Genomic DNA, 24,065 nt, shown 5'->3' with positions numbered 1-24,065 from the left:
AGCCGCTCAGGCCGTCGCCACGCGTTGCGCCTGACGGATGTCATGGATGAAACGTTCGGCCGGCAGCGGATGGCCCAGAAGGTAGCCCTGCAACGAATCGCAGCCCAACTTCGTCAGGAAGCGCTGCTGCACATTGGTTTCCACCCCCTCGGCAACGATCCGCAGGCCCAGGGCCTGGCCGAGGGCAACGATGGCGGAGACGATCGCCGCATCATCGCTGTCATGTTCCAGGTCGCGCACGAAGCCACGATCGATCTTCAGCTCGTTGGCCGGCAGGCGCTTGAGGTACATCAGGCTCGAATAGCCAGTGCCAAAGTCATCGATGGACAGGTCCACGCCCATGTCCGAGAGCTGTTGCAGCACGGTCATGCTCGCGTCCGCGTCACTCATGGCGGTGGTTTCAGTGATTTCCAGGGTCAGGCTATTGGCCGGCAGTTTATGCGTCTCCAGCGCCTTGGCCACACTCTGCACCAAACCCGTGTGGCAAAACTGCAAGGCCGACAGGTTCACCGCGATGCGCCAGTCGGTGTAACCGAGCACGTACCATTCGCGCATCTGGCGACAGGCTTCGTTCAGCACCCATTCGCCGATGGGGATGATCAAACCAGTCTTTTCCGCCAGGTCGATGAAGGTGTCGGGCATCAGCAGGCCCTGGGTCGGGTGGGTCCAGCGTAACAACGCCTCGGCGCCGACCGGTCGACCGTTGGCGGCGTCGAACTTGGGTTGGTAGTACAGACTGAACTGCCGCTGTTCGACGGCGATGCGCAGGTCTTGCAGCAACTGCAATTGCTTGCGGGCGTTGCTGTTCATCGACGCATCGAAAAAGCTGTAGCCGTTCTTGCCGGCGCCTTTGGCGTGGTACATCGCCGCGTCGGCATTCATCAGCAGTTCTTCGGCGCTTTCGCCGTTGCCTGGATAAAGCGCAATGCCGACGCTGGCGGAGATCTGCAAGTCGTGCTCGGCCACCCGAAAGGTCCGCGCGATCAATCCGACCTGGCGCGCCGCCAGGCGCAAGGCATCGTCGGGCTCGGCCAGTTGCACCAGCAGCACGAACTCATCACCACCGATCCGCGCCAGGGTGTCCTGGCTACGCAAGTCTTCGCGCAAGCGCAGGGCCACGTCCCGCAACAGCAAATCACCCATGTGGTGACCAAAGGCATCGTTGACCGGCTTGAAGCCATCCAGGTCGATGAACATCAAGGCGAAACAACCGCCCTGCTCCTGCACCCGATGCATGGCCTGGTCGATACGATCAGCCAGCAGCACCCGGTTGGGCAGTGCGGTGAGGGGGTCGTGCAGGGCCAATTGGGTCAGTTCCCGGTTGGCCAGGGTCAGCGATTGAGCCAACTCGGCGGTACGGGCTTCCAGGCGCGCGTCGAGAATCGACGTCAGCAAGGCAATGGCCAACACCGCCAGGGTGGTGATCAACACCAGATTGTCCAGGCCCTTGCCGCTCAAGCCGTCCAAGGACCCGCAAAAACTGCCCTCGCTGAACTGCGCGCTGGCCATGCCGGTGTAGTGCATCCCGACAATGGCGACGCCCATCACCACCGCGGCGCCAGCCCGGGCCAGGCGCACGTGGGGGGTGTTCTGGCGTAGGCGAAAGGCAATCCACAACGCCGCCGCCGAAGCGCCGACGGCAATCACCAGCGAAGCCCCGAACAACATCGGGGCATAATCGATGCCCGGTTGTATTTGCAGGGCGGCCATGCCGGTGTAATGCATGGCGCTGATGCCGGCGCCCATGATCAGCGCGCCGAAGGCCAGCTGCCACACCGGCAACTTCGGCTGGCTGACCAGCCACAGGGCAAAGCCGCAGGAAAGAATGGCGATCAGCAGCGACAGCGCGGTGATCGACACATCGTAGCCAAGCTCAATCGGCAAGGTGAACGCCAGCATGCCGATGAAATGCATGGACCAGACGCCCACCCCCATCGCCAAAGCGCCCCCCGCCATCCACAGATGGGCCGCGCGCCCCTGGGTGGTGGCGATACGTCCCGCCAGGTCCAGCGCAGTGTAGGAAGCCAATACGGCAACAAACAGGGAAATCGAAACTAAGGCAGGGGAGTAACTACCGATGAGCATGGTTTTTTTCTCGTGACAGCAAAGCCGAACTGCTTCCATGCCCGGTTGAAAGCCGGCGATTGTACGCAATCGTATCGCCGACGCACGGACCAAATGTCAAAAAGCCATCAATCCAGAAATATTTTCGACGAAAGACATTTTGCTTACCCTTTCGAGACAATCTTGGATCCACAGCCCCGCCACAATCTGTGGAAGCGGGCTCGCTCGCGAAAGCGGTGGTTCAGCTTGCAAAGATATTGAATGTACCGCCGTCATCGCGAGCAAGCTCGCTCCCACAGTTTTACGGGGAGTTCTCAGCAATCCTGCCCACCACCAATCCCCTGTGGAAGCGGGCTCGCTCGCGAAGGCGGTGGTTCAGCTTGCAAAGATATTGAATGTGCCGTCGTCATCGCGAGCAAGCTCGCTCCCACAGTTTGACGGGGAGTTCTCAGCAATCCTGCCCACCACCAGCCCCCTGTGGGAGCGGGCTTGCTCGCGAAGGCGGTGTATCAGCCAGCGAGGAAGTTGGCTACAAAAACCCGAGCCCCAAGCGGCTCGGCTAATATCGAAGGACCACTTCCAGGAGGATTTATTCATGACAGTTCCCGTCACCCGAGCCACGACTGCTGCCTTACTGGTGATAGACGTACAAAACGACTTCATTCCCGGCGGTCAATTGGCCGTGCCGGAAGGCGACGAGATTGTGCCGTTGATCAATCAGTTGGGGCGCTCGTTCAGGCACGTCATCCTCGCACAGGACTGGCATCCGGCCGGGCATGCGTCGTTTGCCTCCAGCCATCCAGGCAAGCAACCTTTCGACATCATTCAGCTGCCGTACGGCGAGCAGAAACTCTGGCCCGACCACTGCATACAGGGCAGTCAAGGCGCCGCACTGCACCCGGCGCTGGAACTGCCCCACGCGCAACTGATCATTCGCAAGGGTTGCAACCCGGACATCGACAGTTATTCGGCCTTCATGGAAGCTGATCGTCAGACCCCGACCGGATTGGCGGGTTACCTGAAGGAGCGCGGCATCGACACGGTGTACGTGGTGGGACTGGCCCTGGACTTCTGCGTGATGTTCACGGCGCTGGACGCGCGGACGGCGGGATTCAACGCGTTTGTGCTGCTCGACGCCTGCCGCGGCATTGATATCGACGGTTCGATGGACAGCGCGATCCGAAGGATGCAGACCGCGGGGGTGGAATTGATTCAATCGACGGCGATAGCCGGCCGACTCCTCCAATGATCGCCTGATGGCTCATACTCAGCGCACCTTTCTCGAACAGTGAGCCTCCATGCCCTTCCTCGCCCGCACTCACCCGCGCCTTTCCAGCGCCACGGTCCTTGGCCTGGCGGTGGGCCTTCTGGCGCCGATGGATTCCATCATCAGCAAAGTCCTCATCGGCTGGAACGCCGGGGTCTGGACCTATCTGATACTGATGTCCTGGCTGACCGTGCGGGCCAAGGCGCCCGACGTCAAACGCATCGCCGAAATCGAAGATGAAAATGCCGGGCTGGTCCTGCTGGTGGTCTGTATCGCCGCGTTGGCCAGCCTGGCGACCATCACGTTCGAACTGGCCGGTAGCCGCGACCTGCAAACCGCCGGCAAGCTGCTGCACTACGGCTTCACGGCGATGACCGTGATCGGTTCGTGGTTGCTGATCGGGGTGATTTTCAGTGTTCACTATGCGCGCTTGTATTACACCTGGGAGGGCAAGGAGCCGGCCCTGCGGTTTGCCGAAGGGCTGACCACGCCCAACTACTGGGACTTCCTGTATTTCTCTTTCACCATCGGGGTCGCGGTGCAGACGTCCGACGTGGGGGTCGCCACCCGGCAGCTGCGCAAGATCGTGCTGGCGCAGTCGTTGATCGGGTTTGTGTTCAACACGGCGATTCTTGGGTTTTCGATCAATATTGCGGCGGGGTTGTTTGGGTAAGGGACGCCTTCCGAAAGCGGAACGCGGAGCGTCCCTGGCAGCGTACCCACGCGGGAGCGTGGGCACGATCGATTGCGTCAAGATTCAGGGCTTGGCAGCCATAGCCTGAAGCGCGCTCCGCCCAGGGGCGAGGCTTCGGCCGTCAGGGTGCCTCCCTGGGCCTCCAGGGCGCGGCGGCTGATGGCCAGGCCGAGTCCGAAGCCGCCCGTGGCGCGGTCGCGGCTGCGGTCCAGGCGATAGAACGGCTCGAACACACGCTCGCGTTCGCTGTCGGGAATTCCGATACCGTCGTCGTCGATCCAGATCTCGCAACCTCGATCGCTGACCCGCACACCCACCTGGATCCGCCTCTCGCAATAACGCATGGCATTGCGTAGCAGGTTCTGCAAGGCCCGGGCGGTCAGGCGCGGGTCCAGCACGAAGCGCTCCAACGTCCCGTTCAACAGCACATCGATCACCACGTCCGGCGCCGCCAGATCCTCGTCGACACTGCCCAGGATGCTGTCGATGAACTCATCCAGCGGCACTTCGACCCGCTCGGGCAAACGCTCGGGGTTCTGCAAACGGCTATAGGACAGCAACTCCAACACCAGCTCATCCAACTCACGAATGTGTGCCACCAACCCTTGCAAGCGTTCGCGACTGGCCGGTGGCAGGTCATCGGACAGCGCCAGGGCCAGGCCGAAATCGAGCCGGGTCAGCGGCGTGCGCAGTTCGTGGGACACGGCGTTGAGCAGATCCCGCTGCTGATTGAGCAGGTTCTCGATGTCGCCAGCCATGGTGTCGAACACATGGGCGAGGCTGCCGATGTTCGACCGGGAGGTGATGTGCGTACGCTCGCCCAAGTGCCCTTTACCGAAGCGCTCGGCAGTGCGTTTGAGACGCTCCAGATCACGCCAGTGCGGCCGCAGCCAGAGCAGCAGACAGGCGAGCATCGTCGCGCCGATCAGCACGTTGATGCTCCAATACAACCAACTCACGTCCGCCGGGTCCGGCGGCACGATCATCTTGACCGCCGTACGTTCGTCCAAGGGCGAGACCGCCAGGGTTCGCCAGCCCCAGTCGCCGAGACGCACCACGTTCTCGCCGCGCTTGAGCCGCGCTTGCTCATCGGCGCTGAAACCCTGATCGTCGATAGCCGCCAGTTCGATGCGCAACGGCTCGAACTCCTTGTCCATCTGCGCCGCCAGCGCCGGCCATTGCTCGCTGGGCACGGCGCGGAACTGCTTGGCCATCAAGGTTTGCAGCCCTCGGGAATGATCGAGGTTGTAGGTCAGGAAACGCTCATGGAACAAGCGGATCACCAACTCAGGCATCAGGTAGATCGCCGCGCTGTAGGAGACGATGGTGACCAGGTACAGGCGAATCAGCAGCTTCCACATCGGTCAGCATTCCCACTCGGAACGACTGAACAGATAACCCTTGCCCCACACCGTCTTGATCTTGCGCGCCTCACCGGCGTTATCGTCGAACTTGCGCCGCAGCTTGGAAATCGCCACGTCCACCGAGCGGTCGGTGCCATTGAACTCGATGCCCCGCAGGCGTTGCAGGATCTGGTCGCGGCTGAGCACTTCCCCGGAATGACGGGCCAGCACCACCAATAGGTTGTATTCGCCGCTGGACAACTCCACCGCTTGCCCGCGCCAGGTCACGGTGCGCTCGGACAGGTCGATGCACAGGTTGCCCATGAGGATGCGGTCGTTGACGGTCTGCGGTTCGGTGAGGCTGCTGCGTCGCAGCAAGGTGCGCACCCGCGCCAGCAACACCCGGGGCTCGCAAGGCTTTGTGACGTAGTCATCGGCGCCCATCTCCAGGCCCAGCACCTGGTCATGGCTGTCGTCCCGGGCGGTGAGCATCAGGATCGGCAAGGTCGCCGAATCGGCCCGCAGCAAGCGGCAGACCTGCAAGCCGTCCAGCCCCGGCAGCATCAGGTCGAGGATCACCAGGTCCGGCGGATCGACCCGCGCCCGCTCACGCACATGATCGCCACGGCTGAGCACGCTGACCTGATAGCCGTTGCGCTCCAGGTAACTGGCGATCAGCTCGGAGAGGGCGGTGTCGTCTTCGACCAGGAGGATGTTGGGCATGGTGTTTCCAGAAAGTGCTGGGGCGTCTGGCAAGCCTCGCTCCCACAGTGGTTGTGTGTCGTATCGAACACCCTTGTGGGAGCGAGCTCGCTCGCGATGAAGCCCTGCCAGGCGCAGAAATTCTCAAGCTGCCAAGGATATACGCCCTCACCCACCCACGAGCAAATCCCTTACACAATTTCACACACCGCCTACACAGCTTTACCACTGTCCCGCTGTCTTGGGTTCGACAAGGGCGGACACAGGCCTAAAGCACAAAAAACGGGCTTTGTATAGTTGTAATGTCTGACAGTATACAGCGCAAGAATATAAGTCTTATATGAACTGTCCACGCATACGACATCGTAGGATGCCCGCTGGATCTTCCGTCGAACAGTATGGAGATTTTCACTTATGAGCAGCGTAGCCACAAACTTAGATTATGCTTCCCTTAAGTCCGAGGTGGACTTCACCGCGAACCTTGAAGACAACTCGAATTTCAGCGCCGCCCTCACCACACTAACTACCTCAACCACCCCTTTGCGGGGTGAGGTGTGGGTCGTGATCGCTGTTGAATGGAACAATGGCAAACCCAGGACGTTCACGATCACCTATTCGAAAGATATCAAGGAAGCTGTAGGTGCGGAAATTACCGACATTGATCGATACGTCAATTTGATCTACAACAACTACGAAGATCCGGAAAATCCAACACTGCAGAAAGCGAGATCCGGAAGCATCACCTACAAAATGGGACCGTCACAAAGCTTCACAGGATCATTCGAAGCACACATCGACAAGGCTGATGGAAACGGTAGTTATTTGTGCAGAGGTCGCTTTGATACCGTACTCAGTTTGTAAATAGCTATAAAAAAGCCCTGACTTAGAATCAGGGCTTTTTTGTTTTCTGATTAACCATCACAGACAATTTGCTGCTGGCAATCCTACCATTTGAATTGCACGCCGACGGTCCCCCCTATCGGCATTTCAATCCCTTTACCGTTCATATATTCAACTTCGGCGTGAGCTTGCCAGCGCTGCGATAGGTTGATGGCAATACCCGCTCCCAATTCAGCGCGTGACCCGGAAAGGTCGTTGTTGAACACATTGTTATTGACTTTGACTTCATTGTTCTTGGAGAACTCATGGGCCAATGCGGCACGAACATAAGGCTGTACCGTCGCGCCGTTGTCCAATTGCATGTCACGACCCACCGTCACACCGGCCTTACCCAACAATGAATAGGTGCGATCCCCCTCCGCCTGCAAGCCATTGTTCAAGTGGTAATCTTTCCCCTGTATCGCCACAGCGGACCACTGGGTAAACGGCTCGATGAAATAACCATCGTCAAGCTTGATATGGCGACCGACCTCTACCGAACCGCCAAGGCCATTGTTGTCATAATCGCCCTTGGAGCGTTGCCCATCACTCATGCCGACCTTGGCTTCATTCCGAAAGCGGTTGAGCTTGAGCACGCTGTCGACATAGTAACCACTGGCCTCATCCATCCATGTCAGGTACGTACCGAGGTAGTAACTTTTAATCGTGCCCGAAGTACCGTAATGCAGATCCAGGTCCGAAGTGCTATGCCCGGCCATGACCCCCAGCAACCACTGGCCATCCCCCAAGGGTAACGGCGCATCGGCCCCCAATGAGAACCCTTGTTGTGCCTGGCGGTATCCTGCGCCGTAGCTGTCCGACACGTTGTACTTGTTGCCATAGGCGCGGATCCAGGCGCCGGATTTTTCCGGGTTGAAGCGCAACTCCCCCATGCGGCTGCGCAATGAGGCCTGCTCGCCGTACCATACCGTCACTGCGGTATTGAACAACGCCATGACAGCGCGTGTGGAAGGGCTGACGCCGCGAGCCGTGGGATCGAGGAACCAGTCGCCCGTATCGCCTTGCTTCAAGCCATAGGTAAATGCGCCAAACTCCACCTCTCCACCGGTATTGGCCAGAGAGAACACAGCATCCCCTCCGGCGGTCTGGACCAACTGAACGGGTTGACCGCTACCACCAGTCAGCTCGTTACCGCTGGCGGCAACCAGAAGTTGATGGTTACCCGTAGCAGTGCCCGTGATATTGATAAAGTCCGTCTGGTTGGTCGTAAAATCAGTGCCGATTGCAAACAGACCATTCCCGGATAGGTTTTCCACATTCAATCGATAGAACGCATTATCGGCGCCCATTCTCACGGTACCGCCATTGATCGCCAGATCGCCGACCTGACTATCGCCCGTCATGGTCCAACTCGATTGAGCGTCGATACCGGCCGTCGCGACATTGGTCATCACGCCGGTCAAGTGCGAGCCCTGCTGCAACGCCACTGTCGCGGTGCTGCCCGCCTCGGCTGTTATGTCACCGGCTAAGGAACCTTGGGTAAACGTCAACGCGGCGGCGCCGTTGTCGGAAACCAGGACATTGCCCGTCAGGTCGCTGAGCCCGACATTCATGGCGGCGTCACCCGCCCCGCGCACTTCCAGAATCGTTCCGTTGCTGCCGGTGAGCGTCGAACCGTTGAGCACGTCGATCTGCGTAACCGGAGCAGACCCGCCCGCGTAATCCACAACAATGGCTGAGCCGTTTTTACCTTCGACACTCGACTGATTCAGCTCCAGCTTGTTGCCAATCGATACACCAGTTTCAAGCCCCATGATGACGCCGTTCTGGCCGCCGATAATGCGCGAGCCATTGCTGGCCGATACTGAGCTGCTTAGCATTGAAATACCAAAACTCGTTGCGCCCGTGCCCTCGACGGTTGTACTTGAGAAATCCAGGGTACTGAAGGCCGTCGCGCGGGCACCGCCCGTGACACCTCTAATGGTGCTATCGGTGGCCGTTACTGTTGAGCCGGTCGTCGTGCCAACTGCATGCAGGGCCGTTAAGCCCAACTGGTTTCCAGTGATGGTGCTGCCGTTGATGTTAGCGACGCTGTTGGCAAGCTCCAGCCCGGCGAACGCATTTCCACCGACGACCGTCGTGTTAGAAAGATCTATTGTAGAGCCCTGTCTGGCGAGAATTCGTTCAGTAGTGGCTCCGCTGGCATTCAACGTGGACTGCGAGGCGATGATATCGAGCGTTTGCGCGCCATTGACGTTCAATGTGGCGTTCTGCGAAAGCGACCAGGTTTCCACGGCATGACCGTTCGTGATGGTCTGGCTTTGGCCGACCAAGGGTGCGGCAAGCGTTGGCTGAACCAGCAACAACGATAAGGACAGCGATGAGCTGCTTAGCCATAATACCGTCCCCGGCCCCATTCCAACGTACTTTACTGATCGCATAGTAAAACCTACCCACAATTGTCATCCCACATGGAAACGACGAAGTTGATTAGCGAGAGACCGTCTCTTCACCCAGAGGGCGGGTAAACTACAGATCTATGTCACAGGTTTATGTAGGATTAGTCCGATCATGCAGCGGGATTTTTCCTCACTCTAGCAAGCCCCGATGTCGGAAAAAAATGCTTTCCCGACACCGGAGCACGGGTGACTATTGAGTAGGTGTTCCCTCACAATAATTAAAACTGGTATTAAGCAGAGAAACCTCATTTAAGAATTCTTGCGAAGGCGTAACGACTCCGCCAATGGTGACCTCATACCATATTTTTATGAAACCATTTGGCAGGCCCGAACCGTGAGGAGGTTGAATAGGTTTGAGCTTGGTCAAGTAAGGTTCGACGAGTTTAATAAACACTCCCCCGACCTCTGTCCCATCGATCGTGTAAGTCCCGATGAACTCTGTGCCATCGATAAGATCAATACCCGCAGCGTCACGTGTCCCAACAGACTTGAGGGTAATGACCGTACCCAAAGGCATATGAATCGGATCGACATCTACAGTCACAGGCAATTCAAAAGTGTGCCTTATTAAGGATGAGCAGGAAACATAATTACCTGAACCATACAAAGCAACTCTTGGAGGCGGCAGATCCACCCGAACGGCATCCACTTGAACCTCGGTAGGCTTCGACCTCATTCTGTTACGACCACCGTCCTCTTCAATTGTCCAATAGGCTATTCTGGTACCGACCCCGGCCCCATCAATGACAGAGGCAAGCATATCAAACGTCAATACCGGTACCGTCCCGGCAGTTAACCGCTCACGGTGAACGTCATCGCCGTTAAACCATAACGTGGCAATCTCATCGCCAATCGGTACCCAAGTGTTGGATGCGTCAATCATCGGCGTGCTTATAGTCGCGGGTTTTCCCCGGTCATCTGCAGTGATATGGTTTACTTTGCCAGATCCTCCCACCGCCACAACCGTGACCTCTTTCATATTCGGGTTTTCCAACCCAGGAAAGATCGGGTTTACAGGACCTCGGTAGGTAAAATCAAGGGCTGACTCCGTAGGATTGGACGGAACCAATGCCTCAACGCCTCGTGAAAAATTGTATTCAGCATAAACTGGCAACTCAGCGGTAGAACTTCCCCAAAGTGCAACCAATCTATTGGTACTTACAAGAAATTGGAGCCTTTTATTAGGCCTCGACTCTCCTAATGGCTGCCCCGTCAAGGGAAAAGAGGTATTGCCATTTGCATTACGAATCAGCGGGAGAATCAAATCCGTTTCCTGACCATTTGTAGTATATGGCACTTCCATATAAACCGGCGTCTCCAGATCCTCCAGGTCTACAACATCAGGCAATATGCCTTTTGGGATAACTGGATCAATCAGTTGAGGCCGTGGACGACGACGAACATTGAACTGACTGGCAAATGCAGGTTCACTCTCATTTCCGACCACATCATACAACACATACCAAACATAATATTGGCCATCCAATTGAGGAAGATTAGCCTTGGGAATGGACACTTCCCCCGGCGCCGTTAATGGTTGCGTATATATCGGTGTTCCAGCGCCATAGTTCGGCCCTGCATAAACGTCAACACGGTCATCGTCACGATGAAAGTCATAGTTCGTATTGATCGTCAAATCAAGTGCGGTATTGTTATCCAGCCAATCATCATCAATGACTTCGCCAGCTGCCAAATTCACAAATAGAGCCGCCTCCGGTTTAAGCCTCAAACCTGACATTTTGTCATGTTCAGGTGCGAACCGGTCAATTTCAGCTGGAACCCAATCCAAAGAGTCCGGATTACCGTTCGGCCCCCAGATAATTTCCAGTTGATATTCGTAGGTGGTTGAACCTTTAGTTGTATCGTCGTCCAGCAGTCCAGTGGTAGGCACCGGAATATCAATTGTCGCGGGGCGATTACCCACAAGACCGAAGCTGTCCTCATCGACCAGTGTCTCTGCTGCACCCTTTTTTCGTTGGAACAGTTTCCAACGATCCGCATCGTCTGGCGTAGGGATTTCAGTGGTCTTGAATCGCACGTACATCGTCCCTGAATCCAACACTGTTTTAGGGATCAAGTCATCGATAATCTGATCGACAATTACAGGCGCTTCCACGAAGACACCGGAGCCAAGAGTCGAGGTGCGTAACGCCAACCGAGAACGGTCTGCAATTTGCCGCAGCGTCAAAATCTCACCATTAACGTTTATACTTTTACTGGTCATTTTTATTTCTCCACGACATTAAATGGGTCAGTTCATCCAGGTCATCCAGGACTACATTTCTCTTAAGCGAATCCCCCGCAAGGTTCTTCCTCTCCAGGAATAATGCGATCTATCTTGACCAGGCCTTTCTTGGATATGCCTTTAGGAATACCATTTCGATAAATCGTATATTGAGCAATACCGGAATCCTTATCCACCATGGGCTTTACATAGGGCACGAAAGGAATCTCCATGACAAATCCATTGACCGCCTCGCTATCACTTAGCGTTTTTCGAAACTGGTAAATCGGTGTCAGAGCCGGAGGGCTGCCATTTAATGTTCCAAAACCCTGCCATTCAAGGACACACTCATCCTGTCCACTGAAAATCGATTCAGGCGCGATTTCTACTCTTACCTTTTCCCAAATCGGAACCGGTGAAGCGCAATTGAGATACCCCCAAAGATTGCTGTCCGGAAATGTCGGCTCCGCCAACGTTGGCACAGGTACTTGCGTATGATCGATGGTCAATTTACGACGCGGCGAAGGGTCTGGATTATTGTTAGGACCATGCACCAATAGATAATGAATATAAGCGGTACCGTCCACGCTCATGTCCTGAGGCGTTATCGGAAACAGAAATTCAGGCATGTCATCGACGGATGTATACGTGTTTCGATAAATTTCTTTATCATCGGGCTGCGCCCAATATACAAAAAGCTTTGTGTCTTCCCCAGGCTTACTAGGGAAATTCGACCAGCGAGGTATTCTTCCAGTCGTTCCGTTAATGAGCTGTGCCAGCGGTATTCTTCCCTCAGGATCCTGATCACTCACTCCGTCTATACGTAACGCTTGGGCGGTGATTTGCTCGTTGGGCGGTGACATCGGTATTCCCTCTGCAGAAAGTGCTGTTAAGCACACGTTTATCTAGAGAAGTCCTCGATTCAATTAGGAACCCGGACACACCGACTGCCTACTGTCATATTTGACAGGTCTGGATACCGTTTATCGGATTTAACGGAGCTAACCCCCTTACACAATTTCACACACCACCTACAAAGCTTTACCGCCGCCGCCCGTAGTCCCCCGTAGCATGGCCCCATTCATTATTGGGGAAGCACCATGTCAAAGAACTCCTTCGCCACGCTGGGGCTGATGCTCGGGGTATCGCTATTGAGTGCCTGCGACACGTCATCGCCCCCCACGGATGAAGCCCCTTTGGCGACGGTGACCATCGAAACCATCGAGGCCCGGCCCCTGTCCATCAGCAGTGAACTGAGTGGGCGCATCGCCGCGCCGCGAACCGCCGAGGTCCGCGCACGCGTACCCGGCGTGGTGTTGCAACGGGTGTATCGCGAAGGCAGCGACGTGAAGAAAGGCGATGTGCTGTTCCGCATCGACCCGGCACCGTTCAAGGCCGACCTGGACAGCGCCGAAGCCGCGTTGCGCAAGGCCGAGGCCAACGCGTTCCAGGCCCGCCTGCAAGAGCAGCGTTACTCGCAGTTGATCGCCGACAATGCCATCAGCGGCCAGGACTACGACAACGCCCGCGCCGCCGTCCGCCAGACCGTCGCCGACGTGGCCGCCAACAAGGCCGCCGTGGAGCGGGCCAGGCTGAACCTGGGCTATGCCACGGTCACCGCGCCGATTGCCGGGCGCATCGGCCGGGCGTTGGTCACCGAAGGCGCACTGGTGGGGCAGAACGAAACCACGCCCCTGGCCCTGATCCAGCAGTTGAATCCGATCCACGCCGACCTTACGCAATCGACCCGCGAGCTCAACGAGCTGCGCCGGGCCTTGCGCTCCGGACAGTTGCAGCAGGTAGGCCAGGACCAGGCCAAGGCCACCCTGATCCAGGACGACGGCAGCCTCTACCCGTTGCCTGGCAAGCTGCTGTTCACCGACATCAGCGTCGACCCGGGCACCGGCCAGATCACCCTGCGCAGCGAATTTCCCAACCCAGACCTCGACCTGTTGCCGGGCAGCTTCGTGCGCGTACGCCTGGAGCAAGCCTTCGATCGGCAAGGCATCAGCGTGCCGCAACAGGCCATCCAGCGAGACAGCGCCGGCGTGGCCCAAGTGTTGCTGCTCGACGCGCAGCAACAGGTCAGCCTGCAACCGGTGGAACTGGGCGCCGTACAAAACGACCGCTGGATCGTCACCCACGGCCTGAAGCCTGGCGACCGCATCGTGGTGCAAGGCCTGCAACACGCCCGCCCCGGTGAAAAAGTCCGGATCGACGACTCCCCTCTTCCCCTTGCCCAGGTCCCTGGGCAGTAAGCAGGACGTTTCTTATGCCGCAGTTCTTTATCGACCGCCCGGTGTTCGCCTGGGTGGTTGCGTTGTTCATCCTGTTGGCCGGTGCGCTGGCCATCCCGAAGCTGCCGGTGGCGCAGTACCCGGACGTCGCGCCACCGCAGATCGAGATCTATGCGGTATACCCGGGCGCCTCGGCGCAGACCGTGGACGAAAGCGTGGTCAGCCTGATCGAAGAAGAGCTCAACGGCGCCGACAACCTGTTGTACTTCGGTTCCCAGAGCAGCCTCGGCAGCGCCACCATCACCGCGACGTTCCAGCCCGGCACCAACCCCGAACTGGCTCAGGTCGACGTACAGAATCGCCTCAAGGCCGTGGAGTCGCGCCTGCCCCAGGCGGTCACCCAGCAAGGCCTGCAGGTGGACAAGGTCTCGGCCGGCTTCCTGCTGCTCATCACCCTGACCTCCAGTGACGGCAAGCTCGACGATGTGGCCCTCAGCGATTACCTGGCGCGCAACGTGATGAACGAGATCAAGCGCCTGGACGGTGTCGGCAAGGCCCAGCTGTATGGCGCCGAACGGGCGATGCGGATCTGGATCGACCCGCAGAAGCTGCTGAGCTTCAACCTGACCCCGGCCGACGTCAATGCCGCCATCGTGGCGCAGAACGCTCAGGTGTCGGCGGGCAGCATCGGTGACTTGCCCACCCGCACGACCCAGGAAATCACCGCGACCGTCCTGGTCAAGGGCCAACTGTCGACGCCTGAAGAATTCGCCGACATCGTGCTCAAGGCCAACCCAGACGGCTCCACCGTGCGCATCGCCGATGTGGCCCGGGTCGAGGTCGGCAGCCAGGAATATCAATTTTCCACGCGCTTGAACGGCAAGCCGTCCACCGCCGTCAGCGTGCAATTGTCACCGGGGGCCAACGCCGTGAGCACGGCAGACCGGGTTCGCCAGAAGATGGACGAACTGGCGCGCTATTTCCCGGCCGGTGTGGAATACAAGATCCCGTACGACACGTCGCCCTTCGTCAAAGTCTCCATCACCAAGGTGGTCTATACCCTCGCCGAGGCGATGTTGCTGGTGTTCGCCGTGATGTTCCTGTTCCTGCAGAACGTGCGCTACACCTTGATTCCGACACTGGTGGTCCCGGTGGCCCTGATGGGCACCTTCGCCACGATGTTTGCCCTGGGCTTTTCCATCAACGTGCTGACCATGTTCGGCATGGTGCTGGCCATCGGCATCCTGGTGGACGATGCCATCGTGGTGGTGGAAAACGTCGAGCGGATCATGGCCAGCGAAGGGTTGTCGCCCAAGGAAGCGACGCGCAAAGCAATGCAGCAGATCACCGGGGCGATCATCGGCATCACCCTGGTACTGGTGGCGGTGTTTATTCCGATGGCGTTCATGCAAGGCTCGGTGGGGGTCATCTATCGGCAGTTCTCGCTGTCCATGGCCACGTCGATTCTGTTTTCGGCCTTTCTCGCACTAACGTTGACCCCTGCGCTTTGCGCGACCTTGTTAAAACCCATTGCCCAGGACGATCACCACGCCAAAGGCGGATTCTTCGGCTGGTTCAATCGGCGTTTCGATCAGTTGAGTGATCGTTATCAAGGTTGGGTGGCCTATGCACTGAAGCGCACCGGGCGCTATCTGCTGATCTACGGCGTGCTGCTGGTGGGCCTGGGGCTGCTGTTCAGCCGCTTGCCCTCCTCCTTCCTGCCGGTGGAAGACCAGGGCTACACCATCACCGACATCCAATTACCGCCCGGCGCGAGCAAGAACCGCACGGTGCAGGTGGTCGAGCAGATCGAAGCCCACAACGCCAGCGAGCCCGGGGTGGGCGACAGCACGGTGATCCTGGGTTTCAGCTTTTCCGGCAGCGGGCAGAACGCCGCGTTGGCGTTTACCACCCTCAAGGACTGGTCGGAGCGTGGCAGCGATGACTCGGCAAGTTCCATTGCCGAGCGAGCTAACCAGGCGTTCGGCCAGATCAAGGATGCCGTGGCCTTCGCTGTACTCCCGCCGCCAGTGGATGGCCTGGGGACGTCCAGCGGTTTCGAGTTCCGCTTGCAAGATCGCGGTGGCCTCGGCCATGCCACGCTGATGCAGGCTCGCACGGCTTTGCTCGCCGCCGCTGAAAAAAGCCCGGTGCTGATGAACGTGCGCGAAAGCGCCCTGGCCGAAGCGCCGCAAGTGCAATTGGAAGTGGACCGCAAGCAAGCCAACGCCTTGGGCGTGTCCTTTGCCGATGTCGGCAGTGTGCTGGCGACTGCCGTGGGCTCGAGCTACATCAACGACTTCCCCAACCAGGGGCGCATGCAGCGGGTGGTGGTCCAGGCTGAAGGTGATCAACGCAGCCAGGTCGCCGATCTGTTGAAGATCCATGTGCGCAACGACAGCGGGAAAATGGTGCCGCTGTCGGCCTTTGTCCAGGCCAAATGGACCCAGGGCCCGACTCAACTGACCCGTTACAACGGCTACCCGGCCATCAGCATTTCCGGCGAACCGGCGCCCGGTCACAGCACCGGCGAGGCCATGGCGGAAATCGAACGATTGGTGGCCCAGGGTCCGGTGGGACTGGGCCAGGAATGGACCGGGCTGTCGTTGCAGGAACGCCTGTCCGGCAGCCAGGCGCCGATCCTGCTGGGCCTGTCGCTGCTGGTGGTGTTCCTGTGCCTGGCGGCGCTCTATGAGAGCTGGTCGATCCCCACCTCGGTGCTGCTGGTGGTGCCGCTGGGCGTGCTCGGCGCGGTGCTGGCGGTGTCGTTGCGCGGCATGCCCAACGACGTGTTCTTCAAGGTCGGACTGGTGACCATCATCGGTCTGTCGGCTAAGAATGCCATCCTGATCATCGAGTTTGCCAAGAGCCTGTACGACGAAGGCCACGACCTGGTCGACGCGACGCTCCAGGCGGCACGCCTGCGTTTGCGGCCGATCATCATGACCTCCCTGGCCTTCATCCTCGGCGTGGTACCGCTGGCCATCGCCACCGGGGCCAGCTCGGCGAGCCAGCAGGCCATCGGCACCGGGGTGATTGGCGGGATGATCACCGCGACATTGGCGGTGGTGTTCGTGCCGGTGTTTTTCGTGGCAGTGATGAGGCTTGTGCGTAGATCCGGCAAACAGCGCTGAATCCGTGGGCTTGCTCGCGAAGGCGTCGGGTCAGTCGAGATTGATGCTGACTGTTACACCGCTATCGCGAGCAAGCTCGCTCCCACAGGGAGGCTGGGTGAAACACCGATTTTGTGAACACCCAAAAACACTGTGGGAGCGGAGCTTGCTCGCGATGGGGCCTTTAAGTTCAGCACAATCCCCTCAGGCCCGCCGTTCCAGCAGCAGCCCTGCCGTGCACAAGGCAATCCGCTGACACGCATCCGCCAGTTTCGCCTGATCGACCACCAATCCAATCCGGATATGCCCCGCCGCACTGGGCCCGAATGCCTCGCCGGCCAGCACCGACACGCCGTAGCCGTCCAGCAGTCGCTCGGCAAACCCCTGGGCGTCGAGGCCGGTCTGGCGCACATCGACCATCACGAACATGCCACCGTCGGGCCGCACCGGCTTGAGGCCTGGGCAGTCATCGAGCATGGCGCACACCAGGTCCCGGCGTTGGCGATATTCCTCGTGCATCTGCGCCACCTCAGGCAAATCCTGCTCCAGCGCCACCTGGGCGGCGCGCTGCACGAAGTCCGGCAGGCCGAACAGCATGCACAACGACAGGTTCGCCAGATGTTCGGCCAAGGGTTCAGGCCCGATGGCCCAACCAATGCGCCAACCGGTCATGGCGTGGGATTTGGACAGGCTGTTGATCGTCGCTGTGCGCTCGGCCATGCCCGGCAGGCTGGCCGGGCTGATGTGTTCGCCTTCGTAGACCAGGTCGCTGTAGACCTCGTCACTGATCAGCCACACGTCATGCTCGATGCACAACTGCGCCAGGGCTTGCCAGGTAGCCAGTGGCAGGCTCGCGCCAGACGGGTTGTTTGGGCTGTTGAGCAGCATCGCGCGGGTCCGCGGGGTCACCAGGCGAGCCACATCGGCCGGTTCGACCCGAAAAGCGTTTTCCGGGCGCACCGCCACCGGCACCACTGTCGCCCCGCAGGCGCCGAACACCGCTTCGTAGGTGACATACATCGGCTCGGCGACAATGACTTCATCCCCGGGATTGAGCAGGCATTGCGCGACCGCATACACCGCGCACTGCGCCCCCGGCAGCACGGTGACATGCTCGGCGCCCACGGACTGGCCGCAGCGCTGGCGATGACGCCGGGCAATGCTGGCACGCAAGGCGTGCAGGCCACGGACGTCTGAATAATGAGTCTCCCCGGCCCGCAGGCTTGCGACAGCCGCGTCAACGATGGGGCGCGGCGTGTCGAAGTCCGGATCGCCCACCGACAACAGCAGCACATCCATGCCCTGCTCGCGCAGAGCCAGCGCCCGGTCGTGAATCTGCCAGGCAGCGGCACCCTCGCCGGTGATGCGTTGGGTCAAGGCTGAAAAGCGCATGTACGTCTCCTGATTTGCGCGGTATCCAGCGTCAACCCTATCTCAAATCACAAACCGCGCCACCATCGCATTCAAACCCACCGCCAGGCGCGACAGTTCGTGGGTCGCTTTGCTCCAGCGCCACACGGACGGTCCTGGCCATCGCTTGATCGTTCCCACGCGCAGCAAAGGAATGCATCCCGTGACGCTCTGCGTCACCTTCCAGAAACGGAACGCGGAGCGTCCCTGGCGGCGTTCCCACGCAGGAGCGTGGGAACGATCACTGCGTCCTAGCCGCGCCTGTCACTTCCCCATGGCGAGGGCGCGCCACCCGCCAAAGCCGCGCAATGTCCTGGGCTCGCTCGCTCAGCAGGCGCGAAGCGTCGGCACAGGCCTCTTGCAAGGTCATCGGCCCGCTGGCCAGGGCGAAGGCGGCGTCGATGCCGTGCTCATACAGCGCCTGGTAGCCCTCCCCCAACGTGCCGGCGATCACCACCACCGGCACGCCTTGCTCGCGGGCGATGCGCGCCACGCCAAAGGGGGTTTTGCCGCGCAGGGTCTGGGCATCGAAACGGCCTTCGCCGGTGATCACCAGGTCGGCGCCGCGAACCGCATCGGCCAGCCCGGTCAATTGGGCGACGACGTCCACGCCGGTACGAAACTGTGCGCCCAGAAATGCCTTGGCCGCGAACCCCAGGCCACCGGCGGCGCCGCTGCCTGGCTCGTCGCGGACATCCTTGTTCAACGCCTGGGCGCAGTGCTGCGCGAAGTGTTCCAGGGCTCGGTCCAGTGCCTGCACCTGCTGGGCTGAGGCGCCTTTCTGCGGACCGAACACCGCCGACGCGCCATGGGGCCCGCACAGTGGGTTATCGACATCGGCGGCGATCTCGAAACTGACCTGGGCCAGGCGCGGGTCCAGGTCGGCCAGGTCGATGCGCGACAGATTTGCCAGAGCCAGACCGCCGGGCGGGAGGGACTGGCCATGCTCATCCAGCAAGACCACGCCCAGGGCCTGCATCGCACCGGCACCGGCATCGTTGGTGGCACTGCCGCCGATCGCCAGGATCACCCGCACGGCACCTTCATCCAAGGCCGCGCGAATCAACTCGCCGGTGCCGTAGGTGCTGCTGGAACAGGCATCGCGTTGCCCGGGTGGCACCAATTGCAGACCACTGGCCTCGGCCATCTCGATAATCGCGGTGCGGCTGTTGGCCAACCAACCCCAGCGCGCCTCGACGGGTGCTCCCAGAGGGCCGCGGACCCGAATGCGTCGCCACTCACCGTTGCAGGCGGCCAGCACCGACTCCACCGTCCCCTCCCCGCCATCGGCCATCGGGCACTTGATCAACTGGGCATCCGGCCAAACCTGGGACAGCCCCTGGGCAATGGCATCGGCCACACCCTGGGCGCTGAGACTGTCCTTGAACGAGTCGGGGGCGATGACTATTTTCATATTATTCTCCGGTTCCGATGCACAGCATGCTGCCAGCTGACCACCGCCGTGACGCCGGTCCGCCGCACAAAAGACACCGGGCATTATTGTTCAATTTCACAAACATCGGTTTGGCGGGGTGATGGTTGTTGAATGATATGGCCTCATCGCGAGCAGGCTCGCTCCTACATGGGCCTGCTATGAACTCAAGAGCTGCGTACAACAGAGATCAACTGTGGGAGCGGGCTTGCTCGCGAAGACAGTGCATCAATCGACATCAATGGTGACTGACACGACGCCTTCGCGAGCAAGCTCGCTCCCACAGTTTTACATCGGTGTGCTCTCGGTCTGCGGCAGCAGTTGCACCCCCAGGTACAACGCCAGCATCCCGTCCAGGCGCAACGGATCCACGCCGCTGAGTTCGGCGATGCGCTCCATGCGGTAGCGCAGGCTGTTGCGGTGGATGCCAAGGGCTTGCGCGCAAGCCTGGTTCTGGCCGTCGTGTTCACACCAACTGCGCAGGGTCGCGAGCAACTGGCCGTTGCTGTCCTTGGCGATGACCTTGCGCAACGGTGTCAGCAACTCGTCCAGGCCATCGTCACTGCGGTGGCGCCAGAGCAGCACCGGCAGGCGATAGCGGCTGAGATCGAGTAACCGCGATTGCGGCAACACCTCGCGCCCGTAGGCCAGCAGGTCCGCCACCCGCCGGTAGCAGCGACGCAGGCCTGTCAGCCCTTCAGCCTGACCGCCCACCGCCACGCGCAAAATGTTCCAGCCCAGCCCGTCGAGCTTGCCCAATAGCCGCTCGTTCTCCACCGAGGCCGTGGCCGCTCGGCACCACAGCAAGGAAGACTTGGACGAGGTCAGGCACCAGCTGTCCGGGTAACGGGACATCAGCCAGGCGCTCAGCGCCTCGACGGTCTGCCCGGGGCCGTGTTCCAGGCCCAGTTCGAACAGATAGGGCACCCGCGACAATTGCGGCTTGAGGCCCATCTGTCGCGCTTCGTCCAACAAGCGCGGCGAATCCCCGGCGTCCCCCAGCAGCAACGCCAACAAGTCATCGCAACGCTGACGACGCCATTGTTGCTCGGCCTGCTGGTTACGCTGGCCCACCAGCATTTCGGCGGTCATGCGCACCAGTTCGGCGTAGGTGCGCAACTGTTCTGGCTCACCGGTGATGCCCAGTACGCCAATCAATCGTTGATCGAGCATCAGCGGCAAGTTGATCCCCGGCTGCACGCCTTTGAGATGCAGTGCCGTGCGCTCGTCGATTTCCACCACCCGGCCATTGGCCAAGACCAACTGCGCGCCCTCGTGACGTGTATTGACCCGCTCGCGTTCGCCGCTGCCGAGGATCAGGCCCTGGTTGTCCATGACGTTGACGTTATACGGCAGGATCGCCATCGCCCGGTCGACGATGTCCTGGGCCAAGTCGTGATCGAGTTCGAACATGGGCGGTGTTCCTTGCAAGCGGCGTGGGTGAATTGTCTTGAGTGTAAACGTCAGCGCGATTGGTCAGGCGCACAGCACCTGCGATCAAACCCTGTGCTCGGGCACAAAGACACGGCCCCTTAGGCTGGCCGAGACTCAAGGGGCGGTCAACGTTACCCCTTGGCCCGCAAAAAATCATAATAAAGAGAGACCCGCCATGTCCCAGAGCGCAGCTGCAATCCTGGCTACCCCCGACGAAAAAAGTACCGTCTACAAACGCATTACCCTGCGTTTGATTCCGTTCATCTTCATCTGCTATCTGTTCAACTACCTCGACCGGGTCAACGTTGGCTTCGCCAAGTTGCAGATGCTCGACGCGTTGAAGTTCAGCGAAACCGTGTACGGCCTCGGCGCCGGGATCTTTTTCATCGGCTACGTGCTGTGTGGCGTGCCCAGCAACCTGGCCCTGAGCAAATTCGGCCCGCGACGCTGGATCGCGTTGATGATGATCACCTGGGGCACGCTGTCGACCTGCCTGCTGTTCGTCACCACCCCCACCGAGTTCTACACCTTGCGGCTGTTTACCGGCGCAGCCGAAGCCGGGTTCTTCCCTGGCGTGGTGCTGTACCTTTCGCAATGGTTCCCGACGTTCCGCCGTGGCCGGATCATGGCGTTGTTCATGTCCGCCATTCCGGTGTCCGGTCTTTTGGGCAGCCCGTTCTCCGGCTGGATCCTCAACCACTTCGCCGCGGGCCAGGGCGGCCTGGCGGGTTGGCAGTGGATGTTTTTGCTGCAAGGCATCCCGACCGTGATCCTCGGGGCCCTGGCGTTTTTCCTGCTCAGCGACACCTTCGCCAACGCCACGTGGCTGACCGACCAGGAACGCGCCGTGCTCAGCGCCGACCACGCCGAAGACCTGGCGAACAAACCGCAGACCACCACCGACTCCCTGCTGGCGGTGTTCAAGAACCCGGCGATCTGGGCCTTTGGCCTGGTGTACTTCTGTATCCAGAGCGGCGTGTACGCGATCAACTTCTGGCTGCCGTCGATCATCAAGAGCCTGGGTTTCAGCGATAACCTGGTCATCGGCTGGTTGAGTGCGATCCCCTATCTGCTGGCGGCGGTGTTCATGCTGCTGGTGGGCCGCTCGGCGGACTTGCACAAGGAGCGTCGCTGGCACTTGGTGGTGCCGATGCTGATGGGCGCGGTCGGGCTGCTGATCGCCGTCAACTTCGCGACCACCCCGGCCATTGCCATCATTGGCTTGTCCATCGCCACCATGGGCGCCCTCACCGGCCTGCCGATGTTCTGGCCGGTGCCCACCGCCCTGCTCAGCGCCGGCGCGGCCGCCGGTGGGCTGGCATTGATCAACTCCATGGGGCAGATGGCCGGCTTCCTGAGTCCGTACCTGGTGGGTTGGGTCAAGGACGCCACCGGCTCGACCGACGCGGCGTTGTACCTGCTGGCCGGCGTGATTGTCTGCGGCAGCTTGTTGGCGTTGCGCATGACCCGCACCCTGCGCGCCTGACGCCCTTTTTACCTGTGGGAGCGAGCTTGCTCGCGATAGCGTCAAATCAGCCAACATTGATATTGACTGACCCACCGCTATCGCGAGCAAGCTCGCTCCCACAGAGGATTTGGGGATGTTTGAGAATTCTGTTTGATCCGTGCGGTGGTTCTGGGGTTTGATTGGGCCTTTCCCATGGATGAAAGGATCTTGTCATGAGCTACCGCACGCTAGGCCAATCCGGGTTGCAAGTCTCGACCTTGACCCTGGGCACCATGATGTTCGGCGAACAGACCAGCACCGAAGACTCGCTGCGGATCATCGACAAGGCCTGGGACCAGGGCATCAACTTCATCGACACGGCGGACGTCTACACCAACGGTCGTTCCGAAGAGATCGTCGGCGAAGCGATTGCCAGTCGCCGCCAGGAATGGGTGCTGGCCACCAAGGTCGGTTTCGGCCCGGCGGACGGCGTGCCCAACCGCAGCGGCCTGAGCCGCAAGCACCTGTTCAACGGCATCGAGGCCAGCCTGACGCGCCTGGGCACCGATTACCTGGACATTTATTACCTGCACCGCGAAGACCACAACACGCCGCTGCATGTCACGGTGTCGGCCATCGGCGATTTGATTCGCCAAGGCAAGATCCGTTACTGGGGCCTGTCGAACTACCGTGGCTGGCGCATCGCCGAGGTGATTCGGATCGCCGACAGCCTGGGTATCGACCGGCCGGTGATCAGCCAGCCGCTGTACAACATCGTCAACCGCCAGGCCGAAACCGAGCAGATCACCGCGGCGCAGAACTATGGCCTCGGCGTGGTGCCCTTCAGCCCCCTCGCCCGAGGAGTCCTCAGCGGCAAGTACGCGCCAGACGCGGCACCGGACGCCAACAGCCGTGCCGGCCGCCAGGACAAACGCATCCTGGAAACCGAATGGCGGGTCGAGTCCCTGCGCATTGCCCAGCAGATCCTGCAATACACCCAAGGTCGGGGCGTAGGCATCGTCGAATTCGCCATCGCCTGGGTGCTGAACAACCGCGCGGTGACCTCGGCCATCGTCGGGCCGCGCACCGAGGAACAGTGGGATTCCTACACCAAGGCGCAGGCGGTGAAAATCACGGCGGAGGATGAAGCCTTCATCGATTCGCTGGTGACACCGGGGCATGCCTCGACACCAGGGTTCAATGACGTGGGGCATTTCGTGCCGGGGCGAGTGCCGCGTACGTCATAATCATTCATCGAATAAGAACGGGGCGAGGGAGCTTGCTCCCGCTGGGCTGCGAAGCGACCGCCATCCAGGGTTCGCTGCGCGGCCCTGCGGGAGCAAGCTCCCTCGCCACAACTACCCTCCTCACCACAACGGTGTTCCTGCCCATCAAAATA

16 protein-coding genes are annotated in these 24,065 nt (G+C 60.0%); 7 read left to right on the top strand and 9 right to left on the bottom strand.

Features of this window, described 5'->3' with window-relative positions; genetic code table 11:
* Positions 1-6: 6 nt before the first annotated feature.
* Positions 7-2,085, bottom strand: coding sequence for a putative bifunctional diguanylate cyclase/phosphodiesterase (locus LOY70_RS12235; protein ID WP_265036963.1), 2,079 nt, complete (start codon positions 2,083-2,085; stop codon positions 7-9).
* Positions 2,086-2,659: 574 nt separating this feature from the next.
* Between LOY70_RS12235 and pncA the strand changes: the two genes are divergently transcribed.
* Positions 2,660-3,313, top strand: a complete 654-nt coding sequence (pncA, locus tag LOY70_RS12230) for a bifunctional nicotinamidase/pyrazinamidase (RefSeq protein WP_265036962.1) — start codon at positions 2,660-2,662, stop codon at positions 3,311-3,313.
* Positions 3,314-3,362: 49 nt separating this feature from the next.
* Positions 3,363-4,004 carry a DUF1345 domain-containing protein gene (locus LOY70_RS12225; protein ID WP_265036960.1) on the top strand — a complete coding sequence of 214 codons (642 nt, stop codon included), beginning with the start codon at positions 3,363-3,365 and terminating at the stop codon, positions 4,002-4,004.
* A 77-nt stretch (positions 4,005-4,081) separates the two neighbouring features.
* Here the strand turns inward: LOY70_RS12225 and LOY70_RS12220 are convergent, their stop codons facing one another.
* Together LOY70_RS12220 and LOY70_RS12215 are read right to left on the bottom strand one after the other, a co-directional pair.
* Positions 4,082-5,386 (bottom strand): ATP-binding protein, encoded by a 1,305-nt coding sequence (locus LOY70_RS12220; protein WP_265036958.1) that lies wholly within the window; start codon positions 5,384-5,386, stop codon positions 4,082-4,084.
* A 3-nt stretch (positions 5,387-5,389) separates the two neighbouring features.
* A complete protein-coding gene (locus tag LOY70_RS12215; protein WP_025213167.1) occupies positions 5,390-6,091 on the bottom strand; it encodes a response regulator transcription factor in 702 nt (233 codons plus the stop codon).
* 393 nt (positions 6,092-6,484) lie between these two features.
* Between LOY70_RS12215 and LOY70_RS12210 the strand changes: the two genes are divergently transcribed.
* Complete coding sequence (locus tag LOY70_RS12210; RefSeq protein ID WP_265036956.1) at positions 6,485-6,931, top strand: hypothetical protein; 447 nt, start codon at positions 6,485-6,487, stop codon at positions 6,929-6,931.
* Between the two features lie 83 nt (positions 6,932-7,014).
* Here the strand turns inward: LOY70_RS12210 and LOY70_RS12205 are convergent, their stop codons facing one another.
* The 3 genes from LOY70_RS12205 to LOY70_RS12195 form a co-directional block, all read right to left on the bottom strand.
* Positions 7,015-9,204 carry an autotransporter outer membrane beta-barrel domain-containing protein gene (locus LOY70_RS12205; RefSeq protein WP_265036954.1) on the bottom strand — a complete coding sequence of 730 codons (2,190 nt, stop codon included), beginning with the start codon at positions 9,202-9,204 and terminating at the stop codon, positions 7,015-7,017.
* Positions 9,205-9,559: 355 nt separating this feature from the next.
* Complete coding sequence (locus LOY70_RS12200; protein ID WP_265036953.1) at positions 9,560-11,593, bottom strand: hypothetical protein; 2,034 nt, start codon at positions 11,591-11,593, stop codon at positions 9,560-9,562.
* 62 nt (positions 11,594-11,655) lie between these two features.
* Positions 11,656-12,456, bottom strand: a complete 801-nt coding sequence (locus LOY70_RS12195) for a hypothetical protein (RefSeq protein WP_265036951.1) — start codon at positions 12,454-12,456, stop codon at positions 11,656-11,658.
* 237 nt (positions 12,457-12,693) lie between these two features.
* Between LOY70_RS12195 and LOY70_RS12190 the strand changes: the two genes are divergently transcribed.
* Both LOY70_RS12190 and LOY70_RS12185 read left to right on the top strand, forming a co-directional pair.
* Entirely contained in the window at positions 12,694-13,851 is a 1,158-nt protein-coding gene (locus LOY70_RS12190) for an efflux RND transporter periplasmic adaptor subunit (RefSeq protein ID WP_265036949.1), read from the top strand.
* Positions 13,852-13,865: 14 nt separating this feature from the next.
* The gene (locus LOY70_RS12185) at positions 13,866-16,964 is read left to right on the top strand and encodes an efflux RND transporter permease subunit (protein WP_265036947.1); all 3,099 of its coding nucleotides are present in this window, start codon (positions 13,866-13,868) and stop codon (positions 16,962-16,964) included.
* A 183-nt stretch (positions 16,965-17,147) separates the two neighbouring features.
* Here the strand turns inward: LOY70_RS12185 and LOY70_RS12180 are convergent, their stop codons facing one another.
* The 3 genes from LOY70_RS12180 to LOY70_RS12170 all read right to left on the bottom strand — a co-directional run bounded on the left by LOY70_RS12180 (position 17,148) and on the right by LOY70_RS12170 (position 21,198).
* Positions 17,148-18,335: a pyridoxal phosphate-dependent aminotransferase gene (locus LOY70_RS12180; protein ID WP_265036945.1), complete on the bottom strand. Its 1,188-nt coding sequence runs from the start codon at positions 18,333-18,335 to the stop codon at positions 17,148-17,150.
* A gap of 259 nt (positions 18,336-18,594) precedes the next feature.
* On the bottom strand, positions 18,595-19,767 hold the full coding sequence (locus tag LOY70_RS12175; RefSeq protein ID WP_265036943.1) for a glycerate kinase: 1,173 nt from the start codon (positions 19,765-19,767) through the stop codon (positions 18,595-18,597).
* 306 nt (positions 19,768-20,073) lie between these two features.
* Positions 20,074-21,198: a sugar diacid recognition domain-containing protein gene (locus LOY70_RS12170; RefSeq protein ID WP_265036941.1), complete on the bottom strand. Its 1,125-nt coding sequence runs from the start codon at positions 21,196-21,198 to the stop codon at positions 20,074-20,076.
* A 196-nt stretch (positions 21,199-21,394) separates the two neighbouring features.
* On the opposite strand from LOY70_RS12170, the gene LOY70_RS12165 reads away from it, so the two are divergent.
* Complete coding sequence (locus LOY70_RS12165; protein ID WP_265036939.1) at positions 21,395-22,705, top strand: MFS transporter; 1,311 nt, start codon at positions 21,395-21,397, stop codon at positions 22,703-22,705.
* A gap of 194 nt (positions 22,706-22,899) precedes the next feature.
* Positions 22,900-23,913: an aldo/keto reductase gene (locus LOY70_RS12160; protein ID WP_025213154.1), complete on the top strand. Its 1,014-nt coding sequence runs from the start codon at positions 22,900-22,902 to the stop codon at positions 23,911-23,913.
* The last annotated feature ends 152 nt before the right edge of the window (positions 23,914-24,065 follow it).

The organism is Pseudomonas sp. B21-054 (genome assembly GCF_026016345.1).
GTDB lineage: Bacteria > Pseudomonadota > Gammaproteobacteria > Pseudomonadales > Pseudomonadaceae > Aquipseudomonas.
This window is presented reverse-complemented; position numbering and strand designations above follow the sequence as displayed.